Source organism: Wohlfahrtiimonas larvae, assembly GCF_002006755.1.
Taxonomy (GTDB): Bacteria; Pseudomonadota; Gammaproteobacteria; order Cardiobacteriales; family Wohlfahrtiimonadaceae; genus Wohlfahrtiimonas; species Wohlfahrtiimonas larvae.
On record NZ_MVDO01000227.1, the window covers coordinates 1 to 607 of the forward strand.

The 607-nt window shown below is 31.8% G+C and carries 1 protein-coding gene; it reads right to left on the reverse strand.

The features are described from left to right. The coding region (locus tag BZK14_RS11830) for a hypothetical protein (protein WP_143691468.1) at positions 1-516 on the reverse strand (516 nt) is incomplete at its 3' end. Between the last annotated feature and the right edge of the window lie 91 nt (positions 517-607).

Here is a 607-nt window from a genome sequence, read left to right on the forward strand (position 1 = left end):
ATTTTGTTCAGCAACCTTTAATAACTTTTGAACATCATCATACTCATTTTGATATTTATTCAATTCTGCTTGAATCAACTCTATCTTCTTCTGTTGTGTTACTAATTTCTGCTCTAAGCTAACAATTTTTTCATTTGAAAACTCTCTAGCTTCTACCATTAATTGAGAAACATCTTGAGGTATCTCTAATTTACTCATTAATCTAGATAAAAAATGATCGTCACTGAATTCAACAAGTTGATCTTGTAAACTTTTTAAATCCAAAGTGGCCTGATCTGCTCGGTTACGTTCTTTTTTTAACTGAGCTTGTAATGTTTGAATAGTTTTCTGATAATCCGTAGCCTTTTGTATAGCTTTTTGTTTCGGCAACTTCTCACGAGCATCTATCTCTGGGCTACTTTCCGACTTTAAATATGTATCAAAATCCTCAATAACTTGGTTAAAAGATTGAGCAGATGCATATGACCCAAGCATTAATACAATAATATAAACACAATGTTTTAATCGATATCTCATAATACATCAGCCTTATCTAAAATAGACTGCGTAGAGATTACAGAATAGTACTTAACTTGGGCGCATAAGACCCTAGTTTTAGATTCAATTG